This is a genomic window from Clostridium sp. UMB9555A, from assembly GCF_030222355.1.
Classification (GTDB): Bacteria; Bacillota; Clostridia; order Clostridiales; family Clostridiaceae; genus Sarcina; species Sarcina perfringens.
The window spans coordinates 757,744-777,449 of sequence record NZ_JASORQ010000002.1 but is presented as its reverse complement, the minus strand read 5'-3'; the positions used below and the strand labels follow the sequence as shown (position 1 = coordinate 777,449).

Sequence of the window (19,706 nt, the reverse complement as noted above, 5' to 3'; positions counted from 1 at the left end):
TTGTCATATTATATGATTTTACCGAATATAAATATAAAGTCATAAAATTAACACTAGATTTTAGGGGGAAAAGGGAAATGAGAAAAAGAGGTATCATGAGTAAACGTTTGCTAGCTGTTTTGTGCCTGGCATCAGTAACAACATCATTGTTTGGTTTTAGAGGAGTAGAAGTTAAGGCTTCACCAAATGTGCCATATGATCAAAAGGAATCATTAGCACCATTAGGAGAAGTTTATAGCATTGAAACTTTATTAAATTGGACACCAGAAAGTGATCCAGATGCTAAGTATAATAGAGCAAGTATTGAGCTTCAAGATAGGTTTATGGGAGACATTGTAAACGAGAATGCTAATCCAGAAGCTAAAATAATGAATGTTGCTTTAACTAATCCATATGTTGATAGAGCACCATCACAAGGTAGTGATTCAATGGATGCATATGTATTCTCATATTGGCAGTATGTAAATTCATATGTTTATTGGGGAGGATCAAGTAGAGGAATATTTGCACTTCCAACACCAGACGTAGTTGATAATGCACATAAAAATGGTGTTCCAGTTTTAGCTACAATAGGATTCCCATGGGGTCCAGGAGAAGGATATGCTGAACAGGTAAGAGCATTCCTTCAAAAAGATAAGAATGGAAACTTCCCAGTTGCAGACAAAATGATTGAAATAGCTGAATATTATGGCTTTGATGGATATTTCTTTAACCAAGAATCTTATGGATGTGTAAAAGATGATGCAGATAGAATGGTAGAAATGCTTGAGTATATCAAAAAGAAAGCTCCAAATATGGTTATAGGTTGGTATGATTCTATGACTGTTGATGGAAATGTTAAATGGCAAGATGCTTTAAATGATAAGAATGCTGCTTTCTTCCAAAATGGAGAAAATAGAACAACTGACGAATTCTTTTTAAATTATAATTGGACTCCAGAAAAAATAGAGACTACAGTTAATACTGCTAAATCATTAGGAAGAAGTCCTTTTGATGTTTATGCAGGATTAGATGTTCAACAAAATGCATATAATACTCCATTTAATGATGATTACTTATTAGATGAGAATGGAAAGCTTAGAGTTTCTTTAGCTATGTATACTCCAAACTCAACATTCTCAATGGCTAAGGATGTTTATGATTTCTATAAGCATGATCAAAAATTCTGGGTAGGACCAACAGGGGACCCATCAAAATCAGATACAGAGCAAGATTGGACAGGATTAGCTAACTATGTTCCAGATAGATCAGCAATAAATGATTTACCATTTGTGACAAACTTTAATTTAGGACATGGAGAAGATTATTATATAGATGGTTCACTTTCAAGGGATGAAGAGTGGAATAATAGAGCAATGCAAGAATATTTACCAACTTGGAGATGGATAGTTGAATCAAATGGTTCAAAACTTACTCCAGATTTTGACTTTAAAACTGCATATAATGGAGGAAGTTCATTAAAGGTTGAAGGTAAGTTAGAGGCTGCAAATCCAAACCACATTAAGTTATACAGTACTGATTTAAATATAGAGAATAACTCAACAGAATTATCAATTGTTTATAAAACAGAATCAGCTCCAAACATGAAAGTAGGATTATGTTTTGGAGAAAATTATGATGAAGAAAACTTTACATTCTTTGATGTAAATAAAAATAGCAATGGAGAATGGACAGAGGTTAAAATACCTTTAGGTGACCATGTTGGAAAAACAATTTCTGCAATATCATTAAAGTTTGAAAGTGGTCAAGATGTTGAAAACTTTAAGATAAATGTAGGACAAATATCCATAGAAGAAACTGCTGAAAATAATAAAGGGTTAAAAAATAGTGATGTTATTTTAGAAGAAACAATGGTTCATAATTCAAATAGTGCAGAGGCTAGAATTTACTGGAATGGATTAGAATCAGGAAATGAAGATGATTTAGCATTCTATGAAATATATAGAATTAAGCCAGACGGATCTAGAGAACTTATGGGAGCAACTCCAAATGATGCTTACTATGTTCAAGAGTTTGAGAGATATGGAGAAGAAGTGGAATTTGACATTGAAGTAGTTCCTGTAGATGTAAATTACAATAGAGGGGAAGGAAAGAGAGTAACATTTAATTGGGGAATTCCTCATGATGCTACACAAATTCCAGATAAAAAGGTTTATGAAAACCTTGCCTTATATAAATCAGTTCAAACTAGTGCAGAGGGGGCTGCAGAACCAGGTCTTAAAGCCGTTGATGGAAAAGTAGATAATAATAGTAAGTGGTGTGCCGCTGGAGCTAATAGTGGTTGGTTAACAATTGATTTAGGAGAGCCAAAAAATATTCAAAGATGGGTTGTTAAACATGCTGAAGCTGGTGGAGAAGCAAAAGAAATGAATACAAGAGATTTTGCTTTAGAAGTTTCATATGATGGAGGACAAACTTATCAAGAGGTTGATGTTGTAACTGGAAATGAGGATGCTATTACTGATAGAAATTTAGCAGAGCCAATAGTTGCACAACATCTAAGACTGAGAATTGATAATTCAGGAAATTCACCTTGGGCAGCTATAAGAGTATACGAGTTCCAATTATATGAAGAAACATTTACAGATCAAACAACTGAGATTCCAATGAGATTTGTAAATGCTAAAAATAATAAAGGGGCTAATGATTCTGTATTATTTACAAGAGGTAAAGAAGGACAAACTGTTAATCTTTATAAGGGATTAAATGATGAAACTCCTATTGCTACAGCTACTATAGACTCTAATGGAGAAGCTAAATTTGAAGGATTAGATTTTGGTGAAGATGGTGGAAGAGTTTACTATGGAACAGTTGAAGAAGGTAAGAGAGAAAGTTTAAGAATGAGTGCTGCTTTTGAAGGAGAAAATTGGGAATATTCAAAGGTTCCAGAAAGATTTGAATTAACTCCTTACAAGGCACCAGGAATGAATGGAGAAAACCATAACTATGGTACTTTAAAAATAAAGGATTTAGAAGCTGGAGATATTGTAAGCATATTTAATGACAAGGATTCAATATTCCCAGAGAAGGTTAGTGTTCCAGTAGCCAAAGGGGGAGATACAGCTATTTTAGATAGAATATCTATTAATCCAGATGGTGGAGTACTAACATTAGAAGTTAAGTCAGAAGGCAAGAAGGCTAGAAGAATTGAAGTTCCATATTCAGGTTTTGGCGAAATAGAAATGAAAATAGAAAATGAAGCACCTACTAACTTAAGAACAGTAGATGTTCAAAAGAAGAGTGTAAGCCTTGCTTGGGATTCACCAGAAAATACTTATGGATTAGATGGATATATAATCTATAAGGATAACAAGAAAGTTGGAGAAGTTTCAGCAGATGAAACTGAATTTACAGTTGATAAGTTAAACAGACATACAATTTATACCTTTAAAGTTGCGGCTAAGTATTCTAATGGAGAAATCTCAAAAAGAGATACAATAACAGTAAGAACAGCTAGATAGATAAACTAATAATTAATTATAAATGATATTAGATAGATTTAAATATTTTATATTCTATCTAATATCATTTTTTATTAACTTTCATATATTTTAAGCAAATATTTATTAGATATTTTCTATAGCTAAAAATAAATATCTTTTAGTAGAGTTATTAATTAAAAAAGTTTATGTTTTTAAATATTAATGCAGTTGAAAAAAATATTAGAAGTATTGTGCCAATAAATGATAATAGATTTCTTAAGTTATACAATAAATGAGTAAACTCATTTGCTCCACTTCCTCCGCCAAATATATTAAAAAGTGCAGCATGAATTATTGGCAATTGCAAGAGTATTAGTATAATGCTCCCTAAAATACATAGCAGTAATTTTGTGTTTGGTTCTTTGTTCATAGCTTAACTCCTTTAATATTTTTAATAATTTAAGTATCCCTATTAATTTATGTTTAAAATTTAGTAGATAATATATTATTTAAATATATATTTAAAATTTAAAAATTATAGAATAGAAGTTGATGTGTTATAGATATAACAACTATTATATAAAATTTAATTTTATGTGTTTTTTATCTTTATATTCAAATATAGGAATAATTATTAAATAAATATAAGTAAAACATTAAAAGTCCAGTTACGCATGAAAAATGACCAGTTATACAAATTTATTGAAAACGTTTTTTTGGAGTGTGATATTTTAAAGAAAATAATATTTTTTAGGGGGGCTTTATATGAAAAAATCTTTAGTTAAAAAATTAGCGTTAATTGCAACTTCAGCAGTTTGGGGAATGATGTTGATTGCTCCAAATTTAGTAAATGCTAAACCAAAAGAAAATACTTGTAGTATAGAAGAGAAATAAGAAGAAAATGTTAGTAAAAAATTAAGTTACAAAGAAGTTATGTTAGATGCTGTAAATACTAAAAATATAAATTTATCAGATTTAAAAGAATTGGAAAATGATTACAAAGAAAATTTGATAAAACTTGCAAAAAATGATCAGAAATTTAATTTGTTGATAGAAAAATTATATGAAAATAGTTTAATAAGTGAAAAAAATTATAAATTAGATTCATCTAGTGAGATTGAAGGTGAGGATTATAAACTAGATACAGTATACTTTTCAGTTGGCGAAGGATTTATAAGTTTTTCTAATATAGAAGGGGAACCAGTTTCAGTAGCAATAGTACAACAGAAAGATGAAAAAGGAATAAGTTATATGTACTTATATACTATAGAAGAAAATGAATTAAAGTTAATAGATAAAATTATTTTTGATAAAGAAAATAATAAACTATTAAAGATTCCTAAAAGAATAAAGCGTTCATTTACTTGGCCTTCTTTTGCTGTTTATGGAAATTGGTGTGGTCCAGGACATAGTGGGCCAGCTGCACCAGTAGATAGAATAGATAAATGTTGTTGGTTACATGATTCATGTTATGGCTCAAATGAGCCTCAAAAAGACTGTGATGAAAGATTAATAAAATGTCTACAGTGGGAATATAATACTACAACATCTTATGGTAAAAAATTAATAAATGTTATGATAACTGCCTTTAAGGCAAAAATTAAATTAGGTTTATAATTTATTTAGGGAGAATATATATGATTATCGACTTTAAATTTAATTTAATATTTTCTAAAATAATTGCTTTTTTAGGTGTAGCAAATGTATTATTTATAATTTTAGAGCTTGTAAATATATTTCCACATCAAATAATGAAATATTTAACAGGGTTTAGTTTTGTAACATCACCAGTCATTTTTGGATTAGCGTCAATTAATTACATACTATTATTAATATTATTTTTAATAAAGTACAATTATACTAAAAATTATTCAAATATAAAGAGGATTTTAGGATTTAACTTTATAGGGTTATTACCATTTGCTTTTTATATTATTATGATATCTACATTAGGATTTTGATAGTATATTTTATTCTTATGATTAAAAAAGTATAAATTAGTATTGGATATAATATAGAGAATAAAACCATTGACAGAAGTATAAAAAATTTTTAAAAGTGTCCTCGATGGACACTTTTATTTTTATGTATGGAAGGAGCAGAGAAAGTGGCTTATAAGAAAAAAGAATATAGAGCTAGTAAATTAAAAGAAGAAAAAAGAAATGAAATAGATTTAATTGTAAAACAAGCAGATGAAATCTAAGTTTAGAGCCATTAGTAAGTTTATTAAATTAAGGTGCTAAGAATAAATTGTATTTTTTATTGACTATATAGATACCTCCTAAAAAAACTCAACTTCTTTAAAGCTAGTAAACATTAGCGTTTAACACTTCGTGCTGTTGTTTTTTTGTTAAGTTTAAGACTACACATAGGGGCGAAGCAATAGTAACTTTAAAATATAATATGAAAAGAAAATTATTAAATTTTTTTTGAATTTTAACAAGAATTTGATATCTGTTTTGGATGATTAATAATTATAATTAGATATCATAATGCAAAGAAGTGCTGAAGTATGAATTCTAAAAAATAATTACGACTATTTTATTATCTTCAATGGTAATAGCTAATTTGGGATAGCTAAACCAGTCTTAGCAAAGGTACGAGTACTACAAATTTTACTACAGACTATCAATTATCCTCTTTAATAACAGGAGACTTTTCACCTAATTTTGGAGTGGTATTAATTGCACCTAATGGAACGAAGAAACCTCAAATAGAAGTTTCTTTAAAACGTGAAATAAACTTATATCATATTCCCTGGGATACTGAATGGAAAGGTAGAAATTATCCAGATACTACAATTCAAGAAAAAGTTAGGTTTGAACTTGATTGAGAGAAACACACTATAAGACAAATTTCTTAATTTTAAAATTACTGAAAATAATTGAATTTATTTATATACTTTTAAATTTTAAAATAATATTTTAACTAAAATAAGATCATTTTTAATGCTATTATTTGTTTATTTTTTCAAAAGTCATTTGTTGAGAGATAAATCTTTTAAAAAATGACTTTTCTTTTACTATCTTTGAATAATATTTAGATATATTGTATATTAGATAAAAAAGGTAATTAATGTTTGTAACATTAGAGAAAGAGGTAGTAAATGGAATTATTTGTTTCGGATTTAGATGGAACTTTATTAAATAAGGATCAAATTATATCAGATTATTCTAAAAAGGAATTAAATAGACTTATAAAAACAGGGGTTAATTTTGCAATTGCAACGGCTAGAAGTCCAGCTACTGTTTCAGATATATTAGATGGAATAGATATAAAAACACCTGTTGTTCTTATGAATGGAGTTATAATTTTTGATATTGAAAAGAAAAAATATATAGATGTTAAAGAAATAGACAAAGAAAGTGTCAAAGAGATTATCAAAATACTTCAAGAATATAACAAAACATTTTTTCTTTATGGGATAAAAGATGATTACCTATGGGTTTATCATAAAGATTTTACTTATGATTTTGAGAGAGAATATTATGAGGAAAGATGCAATAAACCACTTAAGTCTTTTAAAAGAGTTGAAAATTATTTAGATGTTTTAGAGGATAATCAAATAATAAATTTTGTATTTTTTGAAGATAATAAACTTATAGCTGAGGAATTATTTGAGAAAATAATGAAAGTAAAAGGTGTTACTGGTAATTGTTATAAAGATATATATAATGAAGGAGCCTTTTTCTTAGATATATATAATGAAGATGCTTCTAAAGCTAATGGAATAAAATTTTTAGCAGATTATGTAGAACATAGTAAGGTTATAACTTTTGGTGATGGAGAAAATGATGTTCCTATGTTTGAAATTGCAGATGAATGTTATGCTTTAGAAAATGCTTCAGATGGGTTAAAAACTATAGCTACGGCAATTATTGGAAATAATAATGATGATGCAGTTGTTAAATTTCTGATTGAAAGATTAAAATAGGAAAAATGCAAAATGAATATTAAAAATATAAAAGAAGTATAATTAATATGTGTACTTCTTTTATAATTTGTCAAAATAAAGTTTGAATTTTTTGAAAATTTTTTAAAATGGTTTAAGGTATTGTCGCAAATAAGAAAAATGTTCTTTATATAGATAAATACTTGCTTAAAGAGGTGTTATTTATTTAATAGAATTTGTATTTTAAAAAAATATATATATGTTTAAAATTTACATAAGGCTTGTAAAACCGATGTAAAAATTGTAAAATTAACGTAAGATGAAATGAAAAATTTGTCTTAAAGAATAAAAAAATAGGAGGTATACATATGGTAGGAATTATTCTTGCTAGTCATGGGGAATTTGCTAAAGGCATATTACAATCTGGCTCAATGATTTTTGGAGAACAGGAAAATGTAAAAGCTGTTACATTAATGCCGAGTGAAGGACCTGATGATATTAGAGCAAAAATGAAAGAAGCAATCGCTTCCTTTGATAATCAAGATGAGGTTTTATTCTTAGTTGATCTATGGGGTGGAACACCATTTAACCAAGCAGATAGCCTAGTTGAAGAACATAAAGACAAATGGGCAATTGTAGCTGGTATGAATTTACCAATGGTTATTGAAGCTTATGCTTCTCGTTTCTCAATGGAATCAGCACAAGAAATTGCTGCTAATATTCTAAAGTCAGCTAGAGAAGGAGTTAAAGTTAAGCCTGAATCATTAGAACCTGAAGAGTCTACTAAAGCTACTACAGATTCTGCTCAACAATCTAACAATGTAGGTGCGCCTGGCTCTTTTGAATACGTTTTGGCACGTATTGATTCACGTTTACTTCATGGTCAAGTAGCAACTGCTTGGACAAAAACTGTAAAACCAACAAGAATTATTGTTGTATCAGACGATGTAGCTAAAGATGAACTTCGTAAGAAATTGATTCAACAAGCAGCTCCTCCTGGAGTTAAAGCGCATACTGTTCCCGTTAGTCAAATGATTAAGCTTGCAAAAGATGATCAACACTTTGGAGGACAACGTGCATTACTTCTTTTTGAAAACCCAGAAGATGTACTAAGAGCAGTAGAGGGAGGAGTACCTATAAAGACAGTTAATGTTGGTTCTATGGCTCACTCTCCAGGTAAGGTTCAACCAAATAAAGTACTTGCTTTTAATCAAGAAGATATTGACACTTTTAATAAACTTAAAGAAGCTGGATTAGATTTTGATGTTCGTAAAGTTCCAAATGATACAAAAGGAAATATGGATGAAATTCTTAAAAAAGCACAAGAGGAATTAAATAAATTAAAATAATTTGATTTAATATAAATAAGTTATTTTAATGAAAAGGAGGATTAATAACAGTGGATTTAAATATAATTCAAATAATATTAGTTATTATTATTGCATTCTTAGCTGGTATGGGAGGGATCCTAGACGAATTCCAATTTCATCAACCATTAGTTGCTTGTACTTTAATAGGTTTAGTTACAGGTAATTTAATACCATGTTTAATCCTAGGCGGTAGTCTTCAAATGATCGCTTTAGGTTGGGCAAACATAGGTGCTGCCGTAGCACCAGACGCAGCATTAGCATCTGTTGCAGCTGCAATTATCTTAGTTCTTAGTGGAGAAGGTCAAGCGGGAATATCTTCAGCTATCGCTATAGCAATTCCACTAGCTGTTGCTGGATTATTATTAACAATTATTTGTCGTACAATAGCTACAGCATTTGTACACCTTATGGATGCTGCTGCTAAAGAAGGTAATATAAGAAAAGTTGAAATGTGGCATTTCATTGCTATTCTTATGCAAGGTGTACGTATAGCATTACCAGCTGCATTAATTTTATTAATCGGTGCTGGTCCAATAAGCGCATTACTTGCTTCTATGCCTGCTTGGTTAACAGATGGTTTAGCAGTAGGTGGTGGAATGGTAGTAGCTGTTGGTTACGCAATGGTAATTAACATGATGGCAACAAAAGAAGTATGGCCATTCTTTGCAATCGGTTTTGTATTAGCAACTATTCCTCAACTTACACTTATAGGATTAGGTGCAATTGGTGTAGCTTTAGCTCTTATTTACTTAGCACTTAGCAAAAAAGGTGGCTCAGGTAATGGTGGATCAAACATAGGAGATCCAGTAGGCGATATTATCGATAGATACTAAGAAGGGAGAGAAGACGAAAATGGAGAAAAATTTAAAATTAACAAAAAAAGATCGTCTTTCTATTTGGTGGCGTTCAACTTTCATTCAAGGATCTTGGAACTATGAAAGAATGCAAAATGGTGGTTGGGCATTCTCATTAATTCCTGCAATCAAAAAATTATACAAAACTAAAGAAGAAAGATCAGCGGCATTAACACGTCACTTAGAATTCTTCAACACTCACCCATATGTAGCTTCACCTATCATTGGTGTAACATTAGCATTAGAAGAAGATCGTGCAAATGGAGCTCAAGTAGATGATGTAACTATTCAAGGGGTTAAAGTTGGTATGATGGGACCTTTAGCAGGTATCGGAGACCCTGTATTCTGGTTTACTGTTAGACCTATATTAGGAGCATTAGGTGCTTCACTTGCTATGGCTGGTAACATATTAGGACCAATAATATTCTTCTTAGGTTGGAATATTATCCGTATGGCATTTACTTGGTACACACAAGAGTTTGGTTATAAAGCTGGTTCTCGTATTACAGAGGACTTATCAGGAAACTTATTACAAGATATTACAAAAGGTGCATCTATACTTGGTATGTTTATATTAGGATCATTAGTTAATAGATGGGTATCTATTAAATTTGCTCCAGTAGTATCAACTGTTCAATTAAGCCCAGGTGCTTATATTGATTGGAATAGCCTTCCAGCAGGTGCAGAAGGTATTAAGCAAGCCTTATTACAACAATCAGCTGGATTATCTTTAACTGCTGATAAAGTTACAACATTACAAGGAAACTTAGATTCATTAATTCCTGGACTTGCAGGATTATTATTAACATTCCTTTGTATGTGGTTACTTAAGAAGAAAGTATCTCCAATTGTAATTATTCTTGCTTTATTCATAATCGGTATTGTTTTCCACGTAATAGGATTAATGTAATATTTTTATTTAGCCTAGGTTAGTATAATATTTTTTACTTAGCCTAGGCTTTTCTTAAAAATAAAAAAGCTAAATGAGAGTTTAGAAAAATCTTTCATAAGGGCTATTTATTTTGAAAAGAAATAATTAAGTAAAATAAGTTTATATATTTAATTAGGAAAGAGGTATATCTATGGTTCAATCACTTAATACAAAAGTGGATTTAGTAGTTGATGCAACATCTTTTTCAGGTCTTGCTGATTATGGACAAATAATGATTGGTGATAAAGGATTTGAATTTTATAATTCTAATGATTATAGAAAGTTCATCCAAATTCCTTGGGAAGAGGTTGACTACGTAATTGCATCAGTGATGTTCAAAGGAAAGTGGATTCCACGATATGCAATTAAAACTAAGAAAAATGGTACATATTCATTTTCTTCTAAAGAAACAAAGAAAGTACTTCGTACTGTTAGAAAATATGTTGATCCAAATCATATAGTTAAGTCATTAAGTTTCTTTGATGTTGTGAAAAGAGAAGTAAAAGCACTATTTAAGAAGAAATAACTTTAAAAAGTTTTTATTTATTATAATAAATTAGATAGAAATTCAGAAAATAAAATATATAATTATATAAATATGATTGAATATTTATTTTAAAATTTAATAAAGAGTGTCTAAAGGAATATTTGTATTTTTAGTATAAAAGTAAACAAATATTAGCTTGAATAAGAATATTGATTAATTTTACTGATTTAAGCTTTCTATGTAAGTTTGATTGAGAAAATATAGAGGAGTATAATAAATTTTAAGATACATAAGTTAATTAATGTATGAAGTCTTTACTTATAGGATATAAATGTAATGATATGTTTATACTTAAGGGGGAGAATTTTATGTTTAAAGAAAACCTTAAAAATTTATTAACTAAATGTGGTACTGTAGAGTTAGTTCTTTATGATGATGAGCTAAATTTATATGCCATGACACTATGTGAAGAGTGCCAATGCGATGTAATAAAGGAGCTAGGTATAAGAGGAACTGGAGTAGAAAATTTAAAAGATACAGTACATTCCTTAGGATATGATTTTATTTCTTTAAAAGAATATTACGAAAAAGGAACCTATGATGAATATGGTAATAAAATGACTTGTTGCTGTAATGATAGTTCTTATAAGGTTGTTAAGGTCAATTTTAATAAGGATAATGAAGATGACTATTACATGGCATGGGCAACCGTCTAAAAAGCTGCTTAAATTAGTGGCTTTTTATTTTTTATTTAATTTATTTTATGAAAGTATGTTAAGATATTAATTGAGTATTAAATTTTTACTTTAAATATTTTATTCTTTAAAATAACATTAAAAAGTAAAATAATTTTAAACTGTTTGTTTCTATTTTGTATTTTTTTATATTTTATATTTTTATATAATAAATTTGCAATAATCAATTAACACGGGGGATAAATAGATGAAAAAAATAATGAAAATGGGTCTTGTTTTTAGTATGTTAATATGTTTAGGATCTTTTGTAGGATGTAATTCACTAAACAAAAAGCAGGTTGAGGCCACAGAAAATAAAGAAGCTGTAGAATCTAAGGATACAACAGATGAAAAAAAGGCGGAAGGTAAAGATAAGGTAAAAACAAATGGATTAGAGTACCTACCTTTTGATCAAGATCCAAATGCAGAAGATGCTAAGGTTGTATCAGAATATACTAATGGTCTTTTAAAGGGAACATTACAATATCCAGTTAGAAAAGATGGTAAAAAGATAGCATATTTAACTTTTGATGATGGACCATCAACAACTAATACACCAGAAGTTTTAAAGATTTTAGATAAGTATAATATAAAAGGAACTTTCTTTGTAACAGGAAATTCTATAAGTGCTGGAGATAAAGCAAAAGAATTATTAAAACAGATTGTTAAAAATGGACATGCCATAGGAAACCATACATATAGTCACGATTATAAGTATCTTTACCCTAATAGAAAGATGAATGTAAATAACATAATGTCAGACATAAATAAGAATGAAAATCTAATGAAAGAAGTCTTAGGTGAAGATTTCTCAACAAAAGTAGTTAGATTCCCAGGAGGATATTGGTCTTGGCAAGATAGAACACCTATGAAGGAAAAAATGATTCAAGAGCAAATACAAAACATTGATTGGAATGCTTTAAATGGGGACGCAGAAGGGAAAAAGAAAAATGCAGATGAATTAGTTGAATTTGCTAAGAAAAGTGTAGAAGCTTTAGGACCTAATGCAGATAATGTGGTAATTTTAATGCATGATACTTATGGAAAAGAAGAAACAGTTAAGGCTTTACCAAGAATAATAGAGTACTTACAAAGTAAAGGCTTTGAATTTAAGAGTATTAAATAAATATATTGTAAGTTTTATTTAAAAGATAATATTTAATAAAGTATATAAATAAAATAATATTAAAAATAAGTAAATAATAGAAGTCAAAAGCTACTAATTTTATGCATATATAACTTGATTAATAAAATTAGTAGCTTTAATTTTTTATAATAAAATAAACAAAATATTTTAAAAATAAATTAAAAAATAAATTAAGAAATACTTTGTTTTTAATATGATAGAATAGATAATATAATTAACAAAATAAATTTATTAAGTAAGGATGTGATTATATAAGGGATTATTAAGAATATGAGTATGAATTCTAAAAGGCATATAAATTTATAGAGTTTTAGAATAGGTTTAAGAATAAAGTTAAAAAGGAGGAAACTACTCAGCATAATATTTTTGAGTAGGGAGAATACTTTGAATAGATTGTTAGAGCTTAGCAATGAAATATTTAGGATAAAAACAGATGATTATACTTTCCCGTTATTTTCATCTTTACATTTTAAGATTATTTTATGTGTAGTAATAACCATATTTATATCAATTATATTTAAAGAAAAAATAAAAAAGTGGAAATATAGAAGAGCATTTGAAATAACTACAGCACTTATTTTAATATCAACTCAAATTTTTTTAGCAATATGGTATTCTAGATTCCCTAATTTTTATTTGAAGGAAAGTTTACCTTTGTATCCATGTAGAATTGCAATAATTATGGCGGCAATAGGATTGATATGGAAGAGGAATGATTTTGCAAAATCAATAGCTTATTTTTGGGGAATAATAGGAGCTATAGGAGCATTAATGATACCTATAACTAATTCTTATATTTTTCCACATATAACTTACTATACATTTTTTATAGGACATTATTTTTTATTAATAGCTTCATTATATCTAATATTAATAGAGGAATTTAAAGTAAAAAGTAAGAATGTAAAACAGGCACTTATTTTTTCTTTTATATTTGCAATTTGCGCTTTTATAGCAAATTATTTATTTGATGCAAATTATGCCTTTTTAAATCCACCAAATGGATATGAAATACTTAATCTTATAAATGTTGAAAGTAATATTATTACAACATCAATATTTGCATATTTTATTTTTGTATTAGGAATATTCATTATGTATTTGCCATTTAATATGAGTAATTATAAAAAAGATAGCTTGTTTGAATATTCCTTAATTAAATATTAGGATTAATCAAGAAAATTATATAAATAACATGGGATTGATTATTTGAATTTAATAGAGCTTAAAAAGAATTATAATTAAGCTAAATAAAAATGAGGATATAAGTATATTAGGTTTTGATTTAAAGAATGTATTAAATATAGTTAGAAGATTTTAGGGAGGTGAAAAGGGTCATATTAAAGGTTTTATATAAAATTTATGAATATATTACCTCAAGATTTTTTATAAGATTTATTTTTATGTACCCTAAAATAAGTTATGCTTAAAGATTTAAATGAAAAAATAAAAGAATGTCGTGAAAATATGGCCTTGAAGGAAACTCTTGAAAAGAGAAATTTATCACTTGAAAGTGAGTTGAATAGTAAGGAGAAAGAATTAATAGAGCTTGAAAAGAGTTTAAATAAAGAGCTTAAGGATGTTCAAAAGTTAAAGAGTTTATCTTTTTCTAATTTAATATCTAATATATTAAGAAACAAGGATGAAAAGCTAGAAAAAGAAGAAAGAGAATATTTAGAGGCAAAACTTAAATATGATAATTTTAAGTTTAAGGTGGAAAAGTTAAGATATGATGTAGAAGAAAACAACAATAGATTAGGGCAGTTAATTAATATTGAAGGTAAGTATAAAGATCTTATAAGGGAAAAGAGAGAGTTAGTTAAAAAGTTTAATCTAAATATAAGAGATGAAATAATTGAAATAGAAAAGGAAATAAATGATTTACTAAGCAATAAGACAGAAATTTCAGAAGCCTTAAGAGAAGCTAATAATTGCTTAATGATTAGTGAAGAAACCTTAAAATCCTTAAGGAGTGCTAAGAATTGGGGAATATATGATATTGTTGGAGGAGGAATGATTTCTTCAGCAATTAAGCATAATAGAATAGATGATGCTAAAACTTATATGGAGAGACTTAGTTATTCAGTAGATAGATTGAATAAGGAATTAGGGGATGTAGATACCTCTATATTTAATGAAGGTTTAAATATAAGTGGATTTTCTTATACCTTTGATATTTTCTTTGACAATATATTTAGTGATTTTTCAGTTCAAGGAGAAATCAATGATTCACTATATAAGATTGAAGATTTTAGAAATAAGGTTTTAAATTTAATAAGAAAATTAGAAGAAAAAGAAAATAGTGTAGGTTTAAAGGTGAATCTATTAAATGATAAATTAGAAAGATTAATAGAAGAAAATTAAATTAGCCTTTTATATTATATTTAGTATAAATTTTAATCTGAAATATTAGAATAGAATTTAATTTAAAATAAATTATAAAATAAAGACACTTTAACTTAAAGTTAAGAATTATCTTAATGTGGTTAAAGTGTTTTTATTTTGGAAAAATTTTAGTTTTTATTCAAGTTTGTAATTTGTTAAAAGAAAGTTCATAGTAAAACATGTATAATTAATATATGGTAATAATTAACTTAAAATTTATATGGAATTAATCGTAAAATTAGGAGGAGAATTTATGAGGAAAATAATTCATATCAATGATCAATGGTTTTATGCAAATGATTACAAAGATGAATATTTAAAAAATGAGTTTGATTTTAGTAATTTTGAAAGGGTAGATTTACCTCATACAAATATAGAGTTACCATATAATTATTTTGATGAAAAATCATATCAGTTTATTTCTACTTATGTTAAAACTTTAAAGTTTGATAATAGCATTAAAGGGAAAAAAGTATTTTTAGATTTTGAAGGAGTTATGATAGCCGCAGAAGTATATTTAAATGGAATTCATGTTGGTGGACATAAGGGTGGTTACACTAATTTTTCAATAGATATTACTGATGCTTTAAAAATTAATGAAGATAATATATTAAAAGTTGTTGTTGACTCAACAGAAAGACCTGATATACCTCCTCATGGATATGTTGTTGATTATTTAACCTATGGAGGAATATATAGAGAGGTTTCCTTAAGAATAGTTGAACCTATATTTATAAATAATTTATATGCAAGGGCATATGATTGCTTAAAAGAAGAAAAAAGATTAGAACTTGATATAGAAATAAACAATTTTGAAGAGCATAGAGATGATTTAGGAATTGTTGTAGAGTTTGGTGATGATACTTTTGAAGAAACTTTAAGTACAAAGTTACCAATTGAAGAAGGAACAAGTATTAAAACTATAGAAATAGACCAATTAAATATGGTTAAGTTATGGGATATAGAAAATCCTAAGCTTTATGAAATAAAGGTTAAGTTATTAAAAGATTCAGAAGTTATAGATGAATATAAAGATACCTTTGGATTTAGAGAGGCTGAATTTAGACCAGATGGTTTTTATTTAAATGGAAGAAGAGTAAAACTTGTTGGGTTAAATCGTCATCAGGCTTATCCATATGTAGGATATGCTATGCCTCAAAGGGTTCAAGAAAAGGATGCTGAAATTTTAAAATACGAATTAGGACTTAACATAGTTAGAACATCTCACTATCCACAATCAGTACATTTCTTAAGAAAATGTGATGAGATTGGATTATTAGTTTTTGAAGAGATACCTGGTTGGCAACATATAGGTGATGAAGCTTGGCAGACAGAATCTATTAAAAATGTAGAGGAAATGATAAAAAGAGATTATAATAGACCTTCCATAGTTTTATGGGGCGTTAGAATAAATGAGTCTCAAGATAGTCATGAGTTTTATGTGAAAACTAATGCTATGGCAAAGAGTTTAGATCCTATTAGACAAACTGGTGGGGTTAGATACTTAGAAAATAGTGATTTCCTAGAAGATGTTTATACCATGAATGATTTTATACACAGTGGTGGAGAAAAAGTATTAAGAAATCAAAGTGAAGTAACAGGACAAGCTGATAAAGTTCCTTATTTAGTAACTGAGTATAATGGGCATATGTATCCAACAAAAAGCTTTGATCAAGAATGTAAAAAAGTTGAACATGCTTATAGACATTTGAGAGTTATTAATGAATCCTTTGGCTTAGATGAAATAAGTGGAGCCATAGGATGGTGTGCTTTTGATTATAATACACATAGTTCTTTTGGTTCAGGAGATAAAATTTGTTACCATGGAGTTTCTGATATGTTCAGAAATCCTAAGTATGCAGCTTATTCATATGCTAGCCAAAAGAAAGTAGAAGACGGTGTGGTTTTAGAGCCTATTACTTTAGGGGCTAAGGGAGAAAGAGATGGAGGAGCAATACTTCCATTTACAGTGCTTACAAACTGTGATTATATAAAAATATTTAAAGATGGAATATATATAGATACTTATTATCCTAACAAAGAAAAGTTCCCTAATTTACCACATCCACCAATAGAGGTTTCACATATTTTATCTATGGATTCAGAAATACCTCTTACTGAAGAAGCAAAAAAAGAAATTAAAGACTTTGTATTAAATAAATTAAAAGATTCTAATTTAACTAATTTAGCTGAAGAAGATTTTAAATATATTGAAGAATTTAGTGAAAGAGTAAATATACCTGTATTTAAAATAATGTCTTTAGTTTATAAATTAGCTGGAGGTTGGGGAGATAAGGAAAACTCCTTAATAATAAAAGGCTTTATAGATAATAAAGAGGTTGCTTCAAAAGAAATAGGTGAGCTTAGAAGAATGAATAAACTTGAAGTTACACCAGATGATTTAGAACTTTCATTAGATAAAACAAGTTATGATGCTACTAGAATTGTGGTTAAACTTTTAGACAACTTAGGAGAGGTTCTTTTCTTAAATAATGATTTTATTGAAGTAGAAATAGATGGACCTTTAAGTATAATGGGACCAAGTAAGTTTGGAATCTCTGGTGGAGCAACAGCTTTCTGGGTAAGAACTCAAGGGCAAACTGGACTTTGCAAAATAAAAGTTAAGAGCATGTACTTTGAAGAAGAAATTTCTATAGAAGTTAAGTAGAGTTAACTTATTAGTACTTTTATAGAAGCTCTTAAATAATTTAAAATTAAACAAATATATTCTAGGTAAAAGTGAAGTTGTACTTTAGATTAATTTAGGATTAAAGATATATTAAAAATTTAGTATTTAGTTAAGGTATTTAAAATAAAAAGAGGGAGTTATATCAAAACTTAGATATAAGAATTATAAACATATTTGGAGAGTTAGTGAATTATACTAAGAATTTATAATTTTTATTTATAAGTTTAAATTGATATAACTCCTTTTTATGTAACTTTTGAAAGGACGACAACTGTCGAAATTATAATTTTTAAGAGTAAGAGGGTCCATTAATATTATTAGCTAAATTAAGAATAAATATCCTTGAATTTTATATAGGAATTATGAGGAAAAAACAGGGGGAAGGTGAATAATTTATTATTATAGAATTATTTTTACTGTATAACCAGTAATAATATTGGGGAATTTTAGGAGAAAAACTGGAGATTGATTAAATATTCATATATAATTCATTTAAAGTCTATGGACAAGACTTTATAATTTATTCATTCCTAAGTTAGAAAAAAGTGTTGATCTTAAAGGTTACAAGAAGATGTAAAAGCCAAGATGACTTATACATATAGAGGTAGTTAAGATAGAACACTTTTTTTATTTAATAGCTAAATGGTTTTTAGTTTTATTCTTACTTAAATATAATAAATTATTTAAGTAGTAATAGCCTCTACAAAGAAAGACTAAAAGTATTTTAGTTATACTTATTAGGAAAAACAAAGGATAACTAGGAGGGAAAAACATGAGTAAAATTTTAATTTCTATATTATTATCTTTAGGATTATGTTCTGGAGGTGCTGGGGTGAGATATTTTAATAGTAACGATATATCTCATAAAAATGTACAAGCTAACCAAAGTGTTTCAAATGAAAGTTCAGAAAAGGTAGAAGCACAACAAGGAGAGGAATCCAAGGAAGAAACTAATATTTTAAGCAGTAATCCTTTTACTAAAGTTTTTGAGAATATAAGTAAGAATTTTTCTAAGGATAAAGTAACAGATACTACTAAAAAAGAAGAGAGTGTTAAAAATACTCCACAAGATGAAGAGACAAAGGTAGAATCTAATTATGAAAATGGAAAGTTAGAGATTATTCAATCAAATAATGAAAATAAAGAAGTTGCACAAAGTGACAATAAAGAGGCAAATCCTTCAAAGGATAAACAAGAAGAAAAACCAGTTGAAAATAATAAAGTAGAGAAAGAAACTAATAAGGAATCTGTGCAAAAACAAGAAAATAAGCCTGTAGAAAATCAAGTTGAGAAACCAGTAGAACAATCAAATAATAGTAGTTCTTATGCAACTCAAATTGAACAAATGATATTCAATAAGGTTAATGAAGAAAGAGCTAAGGCAGGGGTTGCTCCTTTAAGTTATAGTAACACTATGCAAAAATATGCTCGTATTAAGTCAGAGGATATGGGAGTGAGAAAATATTTTTCACATGAAGATCCAAATGGACAATTAATAACAGCTAAAATGAAAGATGATGGAGTTTCATATAACGCATGGGGAGAGAATATAGCTTACATAAGTGGATATTCAGGAGATTCAAATATAGCTAACCAATTTATGACTAATTGGATGAACTCATCAGGACATAGAGCTAATATACTTTCTCCTAACTTTACTTCTATTGGGGTAGGAGTTTATAAAATAGGAAATACATATTACGCTACACAAGAGTTTATGAAATAGAATAAGAATTTTAAAAGGCGTGTATCAAAAGTTTTTTGATATACGCCTTTTTTTATAAGGGTTTTTAGC

Annotated in this window: 16 protein-coding genes and 1 pseudogene; 16 read left to right on the top strand and 1 reads right to left on the bottom strand. The window is 28.0% G+C overall.

The window, feature by feature from the left end; genetic code table 11:
- Positions 1 to 77: 77 nt before the first annotated feature.
- Positions 78 to 3,461, top strand: a complete 3,384-nt coding sequence (locus tag QP548_RS08860; RefSeq protein ID WP_061426807.1) for an endo-beta-N-acetylglucosaminidase — start codon at positions 78 to 80, stop codon at positions 3,459 to 3,461.
- A 151-nt stretch (positions 3,462 to 3,612) separates the two neighbouring features.
- Here the strand turns inward: QP548_RS08860 and QP548_RS08855 are convergent, their stop codons facing one another.
- Positions 3,613 to 3,852 carry a hypothetical protein gene (locus QP548_RS08855; RefSeq protein WP_061426812.1) on the bottom strand — a complete coding sequence of 80 codons (240 nt, stop codon included), beginning with the start codon at positions 3,850 to 3,852 and terminating at the stop codon, positions 3,613 to 3,615.
- 335 nt (positions 3,853 to 4,187) lie between these two features.
- Between QP548_RS08855 and QP548_RS08850 the strand changes: the two genes are divergently transcribed.
- The 15 genes and pseudogenes from QP548_RS08850 to QP548_RS08785 all read left to right on the top strand — a co-directional run bounded on the left by QP548_RS08850 (position 4,188) and on the right by QP548_RS08785 (position 19,637).
- Positions 4,188 to 4,316 (top strand): hypothetical protein, encoded by a 129-nt coding sequence (locus QP548_RS08850; protein WP_257722255.1) that lies wholly within the window; start codon positions 4,188 to 4,190, stop codon positions 4,314 to 4,316.
- 39 nt (positions 4,317 to 4,355) lie between these two features.
- Complete coding sequence (locus QP548_RS08845; protein WP_061426814.1) at positions 4,356 to 5,039, top strand: phospholipase A2 family protein; 684 nt, start codon at positions 4,356 to 4,358, stop codon at positions 5,037 to 5,039.
- Between the two features lie 20 nt (positions 5,040 to 5,059).
- Complete coding sequence (locus tag QP548_RS08840; RefSeq protein WP_061426816.1) at positions 5,060 to 5,383, top strand: hypothetical protein; 324 nt, start codon at positions 5,060 to 5,062, stop codon at positions 5,381 to 5,383.
- A gap of 647 nt (positions 5,384 to 6,030) precedes the next feature.
- Positions 6,031 to 6,255: pseudogene (locus tag QP548_RS17010) on the top strand (leukocidin family pore-forming toxin); the annotation flags it as partial.
- Positions 6,256 to 6,528: 273 nt separating this feature from the next.
- Positions 6,529 to 7,356, top strand: coding sequence for a Cof-type HAD-IIB family hydrolase (locus tag QP548_RS08835; RefSeq protein WP_061426818.1), 828 nt, complete (start codon positions 6,529 to 6,531; stop codon positions 7,354 to 7,356).
- Between the two features lie 326 nt (positions 7,357 to 7,682).
- Positions 7,683 to 8,663 (top strand): mannose/fructose/sorbose PTS transporter subunit IIA, encoded by a 981-nt coding sequence (locus tag QP548_RS08830; RefSeq protein WP_003455841.1) that lies wholly within the window; start codon positions 7,683 to 7,685, stop codon positions 8,661 to 8,663.
- Positions 8,664 to 8,713: 50 nt separating this feature from the next.
- Positions 8,714 to 9,517: a PTS mannose/fructose/sorbose transporter subunit IIC gene (locus QP548_RS08825; RefSeq protein WP_003449250.1), complete on the top strand. Its 804-nt coding sequence runs from the start codon at positions 8,714 to 8,716 to the stop codon at positions 9,515 to 9,517.
- A gap of 19 nt (positions 9,518 to 9,536) precedes the next feature.
- Positions 9,537 to 10,448 carry a PTS system mannose/fructose/sorbose family transporter subunit IID gene (locus tag QP548_RS08820; protein WP_057230965.1) on the top strand — a complete coding sequence of 304 codons (912 nt, stop codon included), beginning with the start codon at positions 9,537 to 9,539 and terminating at the stop codon, positions 10,446 to 10,448.
- Between the two features lie 172 nt (positions 10,449 to 10,620).
- A complete protein-coding gene (locus QP548_RS08815; protein ID WP_061426820.1) occupies positions 10,621 to 10,995 on the top strand; it encodes a DUF956 family protein in 375 nt (124 codons plus the stop codon).
- A 329-nt stretch (positions 10,996 to 11,324) separates the two neighbouring features.
- Positions 11,325 to 11,672, top strand: a complete 348-nt coding sequence (locus QP548_RS08810) for a hypothetical protein (protein ID WP_061426821.1) — start codon at positions 11,325 to 11,327, stop codon at positions 11,670 to 11,672.
- Between the two features lie 226 nt (positions 11,673 to 11,898).
- Entirely contained in the window at positions 11,899 to 12,816 is a 918-nt protein-coding gene (locus QP548_RS08805; RefSeq protein ID WP_061426822.1) for a polysaccharide deacetylase family protein, read from the top strand.
- A 405-nt stretch (positions 12,817 to 13,221) separates the two neighbouring features.
- Positions 13,222 to 14,004 carry a TIGR02206 family membrane protein gene (locus QP548_RS08800; RefSeq protein WP_061426823.1) on the top strand — a complete coding sequence of 261 codons (783 nt, stop codon included), beginning with the start codon at positions 13,222 to 13,224 and terminating at the stop codon, positions 14,002 to 14,004.
- Positions 14,005 to 14,259: 255 nt separating this feature from the next.
- Positions 14,260 to 15,201 (top strand): hypothetical protein, encoded by a 942-nt coding sequence (locus tag QP548_RS08795; protein ID WP_061426824.1) that lies wholly within the window; start codon positions 14,260 to 14,262, stop codon positions 15,199 to 15,201.
- A 274-nt stretch (positions 15,202 to 15,475) separates the two neighbouring features.
- Positions 15,476 to 17,890, top strand: a complete 2,415-nt coding sequence (locus QP548_RS08790; RefSeq protein ID WP_061426826.1) for a glycoside hydrolase family 2 protein — start codon at positions 15,476 to 15,478, stop codon at positions 17,888 to 17,890.
- 793 nt (positions 17,891 to 18,683) lie between these two features.
- Positions 18,684 to 19,637 carry a CAP domain-containing protein gene (locus QP548_RS08785; protein WP_061426828.1) on the top strand — a complete coding sequence of 318 codons (954 nt, stop codon included), beginning with the start codon at positions 18,684 to 18,686 and terminating at the stop codon, positions 19,635 to 19,637.
- Positions 19,638 to 19,706: the final 69 nt, after the last annotated feature.

What these genes read in the sequence shown, in the direction of transcription:
- QP548_RS08815 (WP_061426820.1), top strand. Translation starts at nt 10,621, where the DNA reads ATGGTTCAATCACTTAATACAAAAGTGGATTTAGTAGTTGATGCAACA.
- QP548_RS08790 (WP_061426826.1), top strand. Translation starts at nt 15,476, where the DNA reads ATGAGGAAAATAATTCATATCAATGATCAATGGTTTTATGCAAATGAT.
- QP548_RS08820 (WP_057230965.1), top strand. Translation starts at nt 9,537, where the DNA reads ATGGAGAAAAATTTAAAATTAACAAAAAAAGATCGTCTTTCTATTTGG.
- QP548_RS08785 (WP_061426828.1), top strand. Translation starts at nt 18,684, where the DNA reads ATGAGTAAAATTTTAATTTCTATATTATTATCTTTAGGATTATGTTCT.
- QP548_RS08805 (WP_061426822.1), top strand. Translation starts at nt 11,899, where the DNA reads ATGAAAAAAATAATGAAAATGGGTCTTGTTTTTAGTATGTTAATATGT.
- QP548_RS08795 (WP_061426824.1), top strand. Translation starts at nt 14,260, where the DNA reads ATGCTTAAAGATTTAAATGAAAAAATAAAAGAATGTCGTGAAAATATG.
- QP548_RS08830 (WP_003455841.1), top strand. Translation starts at nt 7,683, where the DNA reads ATGGTAGGAATTATTCTTGCTAGTCATGGGGAATTTGCTAAAGGCATA.
- QP548_RS08850 (WP_257722255.1), top strand. Translation starts at nt 4,188, where the DNA reads ATGAAAAAATCTTTAGTTAAAAAATTAGCGTTAATTGCAACTTCAGCA.
- QP548_RS08855 (WP_061426812.1), bottom strand. Translation starts at nt 3,852, where the DNA reads ATGAACAAAGAACCAAACACAAAATTACTGCTATGTATTTTAGGGAGC.
- QP548_RS08810 (WP_061426821.1), top strand. Translation starts at nt 11,325, where the DNA reads ATGTTTAAAGAAAACCTTAAAAATTTATTAACTAAATGTGGTACTGTA.
- QP548_RS08840 (WP_061426816.1), top strand. Translation starts at nt 5,060, where the DNA reads ATGATTATCGACTTTAAATTTAATTTAATATTTTCTAAAATAATTGCT.
- QP548_RS08845 (WP_061426814.1), top strand. Translation starts at nt 4,356, where the DNA reads ATGTTAGATGCTGTAAATACTAAAAATATAAATTTATCAGATTTAAAA.
- QP548_RS08860 (WP_061426807.1), top strand. Translation starts at nt 78, where the DNA reads ATGAGAAAAAGAGGTATCATGAGTAAACGTTTGCTAGCTGTTTTGTGC.
- QP548_RS08835 (WP_061426818.1), top strand. Translation starts at nt 6,529, where the DNA reads ATGGAATTATTTGTTTCGGATTTAGATGGAACTTTATTAAATAAGGAT.